Source organism: Pantoea sp. Fr-CA_6 (assembly GCF_024520895.1).
Lineage (GTDB): Bacteria > Pseudomonadota > Gammaproteobacteria > Enterobacterales > Enterobacteriaceae > Pantoea > Pantoea agglomerans.
On the sequence record NZ_JALNPO010000006.1, the window covers coordinates 299,818 to 306,594 of the forward strand.

The 6,777-nt window shown below is 55.1% G+C and carries 6 protein-coding genes; 2 read left to right on the plus strand and 4 right to left on the minus strand.

All coding sequences use genetic code 11. The features are described from left to right. The 4 genes from NR201_RS13685 to mutH all read right to left on the minus strand — a co-directional run bounded on the left by NR201_RS13685 (position 1) and on the right by mutH (position 3,006). Positions 1-1,041, minus strand: a complete 1,041-nt coding sequence (locus NR201_RS13685; RefSeq protein ID WP_010248659.1) for an NADP(H)-dependent aldo-keto reductase — start codon at positions 1,039-1,041, stop codon at positions 1-3. 140 nt (positions 1,042-1,181) lie between these two features. Next, positions 1,182-1,400, minus strand: a complete 219-nt coding sequence (locus tag NR201_RS13690; RefSeq protein WP_003853956.1) for a YgdI/YgdR family lipoprotein — start codon at positions 1,398-1,400, stop codon at positions 1,182-1,184. A gap of 118 nt (positions 1,401-1,518) precedes the next feature. Then, complete coding sequence (locus NR201_RS13695) at positions 1,519-2,229, minus strand: TerC family protein (RefSeq protein ID WP_010248654.1); 711 nt, start codon at positions 2,227-2,229, stop codon at positions 1,519-1,521. A 99-nt stretch (positions 2,230-2,328) separates the two neighbouring features. Next, complete coding sequence (gene mutH, locus NR201_RS13700; RefSeq protein WP_010248652.1) at positions 2,329-3,006, minus strand: DNA mismatch repair endonuclease MutH; 678 nt, start codon at positions 3,004-3,006, stop codon at positions 2,329-2,331. A gap of 684 nt (positions 3,007-3,690) precedes the next feature. Between mutH and rppH the strand changes: the two genes are divergently transcribed. Continuing rightward, positions 3,691-4,218 carry an RNA pyrophosphohydrolase gene (rppH, locus tag NR201_RS13705; protein WP_009087042.1) on the plus strand — a complete coding sequence of 176 codons (528 nt, stop codon included), beginning with the start codon at positions 3,691-3,693 and terminating at the stop codon, positions 4,216-4,218. 12 nt (positions 4,219-4,230) lie between these two features. Further along, entirely contained in the window at positions 4,231-6,477 is a 2,247-nt protein-coding gene (gene ptsP, locus NR201_RS13710; protein ID WP_010248647.1) for a phosphoenolpyruvate--protein phosphotransferase, read from the plus strand. Positions 6,478-6,777 lie beyond the last annotated feature (300 nt).

A 6,777-nucleotide genomic window follows, 5' to 3' on the forward strand; every position in this document is an offset into this window, starting at 1 on the left:
TCAGGGAGCCGGATAGGTATAACGACGGTGGATCGCCTCAATGCCTTCCAGGATCTCTGCATTTAAGGTCAGATTGAAGCTGTCGATATTGATCTGCAACTGTTCAGGCGTAGTGGCGCCCAGCAGCGTGCTGGCCACAAACGGCTGCTGACGCACATAGGCCAGGGCCATCTGCGACGGGTCAATCTGATGCTGCTGAGCCAGTGCCACATATTCGGCAATCGCCTTTTGTGACTGCTCGCCGCTGTAGCGGGTAAAGCGGCTGAACAACGTGTTGCGTGCGCCCGCAGGCTGCGCGCCATTCAGGTATTTGCCGCTCAGCGTTCCAAACGCCAGGCTGGAATACGCCAGCAGCTCTACGCCTTCATGCTGGCTGATTTCGGCCAGACCCACTTCAAAGCTGCGGTTCAGCAGGCTGTAAGGATTCTGAATGCTGATAATGCGCGGCAGTTCATGCTTCTCCGCCAGCTGCAGATAGCGCATCACGCCCCACGCGGTTTCGTTCGACACCCCGATATAGCGGATCTTACCAGCGCGCACCTGTTCGGTCAGCGCTTCCAGCGTCTCCAGCAGCGTCACCTGAGCGGTGGTTTCGCTGTACTGATAGCCGAGCTTGCCAAAATAGTTGGTCTGACGCTGTGGCCAGTGCAGCTGGTAGAGGTCAAGGTAGTCAGTATTCAGGCGTTTCAGGCTGGCATCGAGTGCTGCGCGGATATTTTTACGGTCCAGCGCCATATCCGGGCGAATCGACGCATCATTGCCACGTGAAGGCCCGGCCACTTTACTGGCCAGAATGATTTTGTCGCGGCTGCCGCGCTGTTTAAGCCAGCTGCCAATATATTGTTCGGTCAGACCCTGGGTTTCCGGACGCGGGGGCACCGGATACATCTCGGCAGTATCAATAAAGTTGATGCCGGAACGGATAGCTAAATCCAGTTGAGCATGGGCGTCGGCTTCGCTGTTCTGTTCGCCAAACGTCATGGTGCCCAACCCCAGCTGACTCACTTCCAGCGTGCTGTGGGGAATACGATGATAGTGCATTGCCAGCTTCCTTTTCTTTATGGAATGGAATGTTGTGTCCTCAGGGACTATAGCGCGAGCAATGGCGGGGAAGGAAGGGGGAAAAGTCGGGGAAATCACCTGCCAGCCGGGAATCGGTGGCAGGTGATTAAATCGGGCACTTAACGTTCAATGATCGTAGAAACCTCATCGCTGTTAATCTGCACCATATGACCCGTCTGGTCAGTGTACTCCACCAGGCCGGTCTCTTTATCAATGCTCGGCTTGCCTTCGGTCATGATCATCCGGCCATCTTTGGTCGCCATGACATAATCAGAACTGCATCCACTTAAGAATGCGGCGGTTACCATCACCAGTGCTACTCCTGCCAACCCTTTCATCACGCCTAATCCTCACAAATGGTCAAGTGCAAACAGTGTAGTAATAAATGGTTTTGCCGGCAGGGTTAATCGTATGAATCTGAAAATAACCGGGCGAGCAGGCTCGCCCTTGACTTTATCAGGCGTGCTTTTTCTTACTGCGCATCAGGTTAAGACACTCAACCGCCATTGAGAAGAACATAGCGAAATAAATGTAACCTTTTGGTACGTGGACCGCAAAACTCTCCAGGATCAGGGTGAAACCCACCAGAATCAGGAAAGAGAGAGCCAGCATTTTCACTGACGGATGGCGGTCAACAAACTCACCGATCGCGCGCGCAGCGAACATCATCATCAGCACGGCAATAACCACCGCCGCCATCATAATGAACAGATGATCGGAGAGGCCGATGGCCGTGATCACCGAGTCGAGGCTGAAAATAATGTCGAGCATCATGATCTGCACAATCGCACCCAGGAAGGAATGGACGCGGGTGTTGTGTTCGCCTTCGCTGCCTTCAATCGTTTCATGGATCTCCATGCTCGATTTCCACAGCAGGAACAGTCCGCCGAACAGCAGAATCAGATCGCGCGCTGAGAACGCATGATCCATCAGCGTAAAGAGCGGGTTAGTCAGACGGGCTACCCACGCGATAGAAGCCAGCAGGCCAAGACGCATTAGCATCGCGCCCATCAGACCAATGCGACGTGCGCTGGCTTGCTGGTGTTTTGGCAGTTTAGCGACCACCAGCGACAGGAAAATGATGTTATCAATACCCAGCACCACCTCAAGGATGGTCAGGGTGCCCAGCGCCAGCCAGGCGTTGGGATCGGAAATCCACTCAAACATACCGACATTTAATCCTAAACGAAAAGTAAACGGCGATTATACGCATTCAATTCGCCGATCTCCCACAAAATTGCGACACATCAACGCGGGTGGCGACAATCAGAGGAGAAAATGACGCGCCAGCAGGGGCCCGGTGAAGCTTTTCTTCAGGTAGAAACCGCGCGGCAGCGTCATGATTGGCTGGCCCTGATCGCCGATTCCTTCTGTCAGCGCTTTGCTATTGGCGGCTTTGGGCCGGATTTGCAGCCAGGCACCATGTCGTGCGGTAATCTGCTCTACGCGACCCAGCACAATCATATCCATCAGCTCTTCCCAGTCCTGTCGCAGCATCTCATCTTCTTCCGCATCGGGGCTCCATAACAGCGGCGCGCCGACACGGCGTTCCCGCAGCGGAATCTCACGCCCGCCTTCAACCGGGATCCACAATACCCGCGCCAGCTTGTGGCGCACATGGCTGGTGAGCCATGTCACGCCGCTGTTGCCGGTCAGAGGTGCCACGCAGACAAAGGTGGTTTCCAGCGGTTTACCCTGCGCATCAATCGGGATGGTTTTCAGTTCGATACCCAGATGGGCAAAGTCCTGCTCCGCTTTGCTGCCTGCGCTGGCACCAAGATGCCACTCCAGCAGCATGCCAACCCAGCCCTTATCACGTTTGAGATCCGCAGGCATGGGCAAACCGGCGCGCGCGGCCAGGGTTTCCAGGGTTAAACCGGCTAAATCCTGCGCGCGTGCCAGCAGGCTGGCTTCATCTTCAGGTGGTCCTGGCTGGTAACTCATGGTGAATACTCGCAATGATTAAAATTTGTACAGCAGCGGGTGAGTCACGTTTCTCACATAAATAATCCGCGTCAGGGATCGATAATAACATGATAGATCGTGCTTTTTTTAGCGGATTGCACGCTCGCCGCCCCAGGTGCTTCAGGGTTATCCCAGCTTACCCGCAACAATGAACAGGATCTCCAGCCCGGTTATCCACAGAAAAATGGGATAACCACCGTCTGAGTGCGGTACTGGTTCCATTTACAGCCTTGACTTTTCACGATCTGGCCATAATTTCGCCGCTCTGGCCTAACCCTGAGCGATTATCTGTGGATAAAAAGCAGTGTGCTTATATTTTAAGCAATTGTCAGTTGCCATGAAAATACTCACTGTTTATAAAAGATTTACCGGTAAGGTTTTCGATTTAATTTCATTAAAAATCAGATGGATGTGTTGCTGGCTCATTTTGGCTCTTCAGCGCGCACGGAAAAGGTTATTCAGATAACTCCCGCGTTCTGCACAAAGCTATCCACAGAAAAGGTGAATAAGATCGATCTTTTTCTCGGTCATTGTTTATAACTTTGCCATTTTCTGTGAGTTATCCCGGCGATGATGGCTTAACCCCCCATGAATCCAGTGGTTTACCGCCTGTAAGGAGTGTGAAACAATCAGCTCATTCAAATTTTGCTTTGAGGTAGTCCGGTGATCGATGATGATGGCTACCGCCCGAATGTTGGTATCGTAATCTGTAACCGGCAGGGACAAGTGTTATGGGCCAGGCGCTTTGGACAGCACTCCTGGCAATTTCCTCAGGGAGGCATCAATCCCGGTGAAACCGCAGAACAGGCGATGTATCGCGAACTGTTCGAAGAAGTCGGATTACACCGGAAAGATGTTCGAATACTTGCTTCTACCCGTAACTGGTTACGTTACAAGTTGCCAAAACGTTTGGTGCGTTGGGACACAAAGCCGGTATGTATCGGCCAGAAACAAAAGTGGTTTCTTCTGCAGTTAATGTGTAATGACGCGGATATCAATGTGCAGCACAGCAGCACGCCCGAGTTCGATGGCTGGCGCTGGGTCAGTTTCTGGTATCCGGTGCGTCAGGTTGTCTCCTTTAAGCGCGACGTTTATCGTCGGGTGATGAAGGAATTCGCTGGCGTGGTGATGTCTATGCAGGAGAGTGCGGGGCAGCGAAATAATCCTGCCCATCGACGTAAGAGAGGATAGGCCACGCCCTTTATGCTCACTCAGTTGCGCGAAATTGTAGAAAAAGTGGCGAGTGCGCCGCGTCTCAATGAAGCACTCGACATCCTGGTTAATGAGATCTGTCTGGCGATGGATACGGAAGTCTGTTCCGTTTACCTCGCCGACCACGATCGTCACTGCTACTACCTGATGGCGACGCGCGGACTTAAAAAACCGCGTGGCCGCACCGTGACCCTGGCGTTTGACGAGGGGATCGTCGGTTTAGTGGGCCGTCTGGCCGAACCGATTAACCTTGCTGACGCCCAGAGTCATCCCAGCTTTAAATATATCCCCGCAGTGAAAGAGGAGCGCTACCGCTCCTTCCTCGGCGTGCCGATTATCAGCCGTCGCCAGTTACTGGGCGTGCTGGTGGTGCAGCAGCGCGAGCACCGTCAGTTTGATGAAAGCGAAGAGTCGTTTCTGGTCACCCTTGCCACCCAGATGGCGGCATTGCTGTCGCAGTCGCAGATGGCTCAACTATTTGGTCAGTTCCGGCAGACGCGGGTGCGCGCAATTGCAGCTGCGCCTGGCGTGGCGGTAGCACCGGGCTGGGTAGATGAGACGCAGCCACTGCTCGATCAGGTTTCGGCTGCCTCAACGCTGGATGTTCATCGCGAACGTGAGCGTCTGTCGCTCGCCATGAGTGAAGCCACCAGTGAATTTCGTCGCTTCAGTAAACGCTTCAGCGCCAGCGCTCAGAAAGAGAGTGCGGCCATTTTCGACCTTTACTCTCACCTGTTAACCGATGCCCGACTGAAAAAAGATCTGTTCGATGAGATCGAACGCGGATCGGTCGCCGAATGGGCAGTGAAACAGGTCATCGAGAAGTTTGCTGAACAGTTTGCCAGCCTGACGGACACCTACCTGCGTGAACGCGCAGGCGATCTGCGGGTGCTGGGTCAGCGCCTGCTGTTTCACCTTGACGATACGCTGGTCGGGACCAATGCCTGGCCGGAACGCTTTGTGCTTGTGGCCGATGAGCTGACCGCCACCACTTTAGCTGAGCTGCCGCATGAGCGGCTGGCGGGCGTAGTGGTGCGTGACGGCGCAGCCAACTCCCATGCGGCGATTCTGACGCGCGCGATGGGGATCCCGACGGTCATGGGCGCTGACATCCAGCCTCATCAGCTCAACAAACGTTTGCTGATCGTCGATGGGTATCGCGGTGAGCTGTTGATCGATCCCGAGCCGGTGCTGGTGCAGGAGTACCAGCGTTTGATCAGCGAAGAGAATGCGCTGAGCAAAATGGCGGAAGGCGTGGTCGATCAGCCCGGTGAGCTGAAAAGCGGCGAGCGCGTGCAGGTGATGCTGAATGCCGGCTTAAGCCCGGAGCATGAGCAGACGCTGGGCAACTGGGTGGATGGCATCGGTCTCTACCGCACCGAAATCCCGTTTATGCTGCAGAACGGCTTCCCGTCGGAAGAGGAGCAGGTGGCACAGTATCAGGGCATGTTACAGCTGTTTCACAACAAGCCTGTGACGCTGCGTACCCTGGATGTGGGGGCAGATAAACAGCTACCCTACATGCCTATCAGTGAAGAGAATCCCTGTCTGGGCTGGCGCGGCATCCGCCTGACGCTTGACCAGCCGGAAATTTTCCTGGTGCAGGTGCGCGCGATGCTGCGTGCTAACGCCGCATCCGGCAACCTCAGTATTCTGCTGCCGATGATCAGCCATATCGATGAGATCGACGAAGCGAAAAAGCTGATCGATCGCGCAGGACGCGAAGTCGAAGAGATGCTGGGCTATACGATCCCCGCGCCGCGCATCGGCATCATGATTGAAGTGCCGTCAATGCTGTTTATGATCCCGCATCTGGCGTCACGGGTCGATTTTGTCTCGGTTGGCACCAACGATCTGACCCAGTATCTGCTGGCGGTGGATCGCAACAACACCCGCGTGGCCAATCTCTACGACTCGCTGCATCCGGCGATGCTGCGTGCACTGAATACGATTGCGCAGGAAGCCCGTCTGGCCAATCTGGAATTGTGCCTGTGTGGTGAAATGGCCGGCGATCCAATGTGCGTGGCGCTGCTGGTCGGGCTGGGGTATCACCATCTCAGCATGAACGGCAAAAACGTACCACGGGTGAAATACCTGCTGCGCCATCTGGATCACGAAGAAGCGCAGCAACTCAGCGAGCAGGGGATGAATGCTCATACCGCCACCGAGGTTCGTCATCTGGTCTCGACCTTTATGGAGCGTCGCGGGCTGGGTGGATTGATCCGCGGCGGTCGCTAAGCGCCACTTCAGGCTATTTTATTTGCCATTCTGGCCCCGGGCAGTGCTCACACAGGCTGCTTTAGCAACCTGAACGCCCGTCAGGGCGGCCCTGAAGGGGCGAGCACAGCGAGTAATCCTCACGTACTACGTGTACGCTCCGGTTGTTGCGCGCTGTCCGTGACCAGACTGACTGCAGCAATGTACGCCTGACGGGTCAGGCTATTTTATTTGCCATTCTGGTCCCGGGCAGTGCTCACACAGGCTGCTTTAGCAACCTGAACGCCCGTCAGGGCGGCCCTGAAGGGGCGAGCACAGCGA